This is a genomic window from Ruminococcus sp. MCC718 (assembly GCF_018783905.1).
Classification (GTDB): Bacteria; Bacillota; Clostridia; order Lachnospirales; family Lachnospiraceae; genus Hominisplanchenecus; species Hominisplanchenecus faecis.
Window position 1 is genome coordinate 1 of sequence record NZ_WQNP01000106.1, and the last position, 1,774, is coordinate 1,774.

Sequence of the window (1,774 nt, forward strand, 5' to 3'; positions counted from 1 at the left end):
ATATCTCCGATGTAGTAGTGTTCTGTATAACTGTAATGCCCGAAGTCCTCATGTATCATGTACTGAATATTGAGCTGTAAAATATCTTTGATGATGTGTCCAATATCCAGTGTCGGAAACCGTATCCTCACATAATCAAACAGCATGGTAAGCGGTGCTTCTGGATTGAATTTTTCCAGAGCTTCCAAAAGTTTTACTTTCATTTCTTCTGTGACCGCCACCTTGCCGGATTCGATACGGCTTAAATGTTCACGGCTGATTCCAGCCATGACCGCAAGTTTCGTCTGGGATACACCGTACTGCAAACGCCTGTCTGCAAAATCCTGTATCCACTCTGTATCATTCAGTGCGATACCCCCTTTACGAAAAAACTGTGACATTTTTTATCCGATGTCACAGCAGTAAAAAAAGCTACCAAACGCTTGATTTCAGCCAAGAATCGGTAACTTTTGTGTATGTTTCCTTGTGATTTGTGCCCCTCTGTTAGATACCGAGGGGCTTAATATATGCTGGCGTGGCTACCGCCACACCAGCAAGGCTAGTCCGTACCTGTGGCTTTCGCTCCGCACGCCACCTGTCCGTCCTGCCTTATGTGTGCAAGTTTCCCAATCGTACCCAAGAAATCATAGCTTTTGGGTACAAGGGGAGTATAAAATTCCGATATGACACTTGTTCCTACATCACAGTATCCACGCCCTTTGATTTGCTTCTGGAAAAACTGCTTTTTCACATCACTTCCAAAGAGCATACCATAGCCAAGTTCACTCAGCCGACCAAGTCCCACACGGAAATTGAAATTATCTCTGATACCATCTCCGAAATATTTTGCGTCTGGACGCTGGCAAGCCACAATCAGAAAGTATCCAGCCTGTCTGCCGAGCATAACGATTTTCTTTAGCTGGCTTAACAGGGCAGTGCTTTCCTTTGTCGTCAGCATTTCCAAAAACGCCACATATTCATCAAAGATAAGGAATTGTGGAGCAAGCCCCAGATAGGCATAGTTTTCTCCTGTGCGATAGTTCGGGTGCAGTTTCATTTCTTCCGAGCGTGTGACCATGCCCTCATAAAAGGCATTGACGCAGTCAATCATATCGTCTTTCGTGTGGTAGACATTTCCCATGACTGTTCCCAAGTCTGCAAGGTCAGCGTTCTTCGGGTCAAGAATGTATAAATCCGCATTGGTTTTAAGCAGGGCTTCAATGATGGTCAGCAGAAAATAGGTCTTTCCACCGCCAGTACCACCACAGATAAGGGCATGGGGAAGTGAATCATATTCCCACACCAGATTTTTCATTAACCGCAGACCGCCGTTTTCGGCAACCACTTCATCAATCGAAATACGGTTCGCTATCATATCATAGAGCAGGGTGTATTCGATATATCCGTCATGTAATGTCTTGTCGGTCAGCTCACAGTACAGCCCCGATTCCAGTTTATCCTCTAAGGACAGGATCTGTTCTTGATATTTTCCCATTGTGATTTCACACAGGATATGGAGCAAGCCGTTGTCCATCTGGTAGTAGATTTTCGGAAACCACACGATTTTTTCTCTGGATCTGCTTTGCAGGTCAGTGAAAAAACCGCTGTCTTTGGTGTTTTCTACTTCATACCATTTATTTTCCAGCACCATACGAGCCAGCTTTTGTCTGTGTAACAACCGCTTGATACGGTCATATCCGTAACGGTAGTAGAGAAAAGCGACCAATGCACAAACACCAGTCGCTATCAGAACCGTAATGGAATTGTAGGCAGTCCAAGTAATTCCGGCATGGAG

2 protein-coding genes are annotated in these 1,774 nt (G+C 44.9%); both read right to left on the reverse strand.

Annotated features, from left to right (window positions below; translation table 11 throughout):
- On the reverse strand, window positions 1-380 hold a 380-nt coding region (locus GPK60_RS09735), incomplete at its 3' end, for a helix-turn-helix domain-containing protein (RefSeq protein ID WP_215659706.1).
- Window positions 381-538: 158 nt separating this feature from the next.
- Window positions 539-1,774 (reverse strand): FtsK/SpoIIIE domain-containing protein (locus GPK60_RS09740; RefSeq protein WP_215659717.1); only part of this gene is annotated, 1,236 nt, incomplete at its 5' end.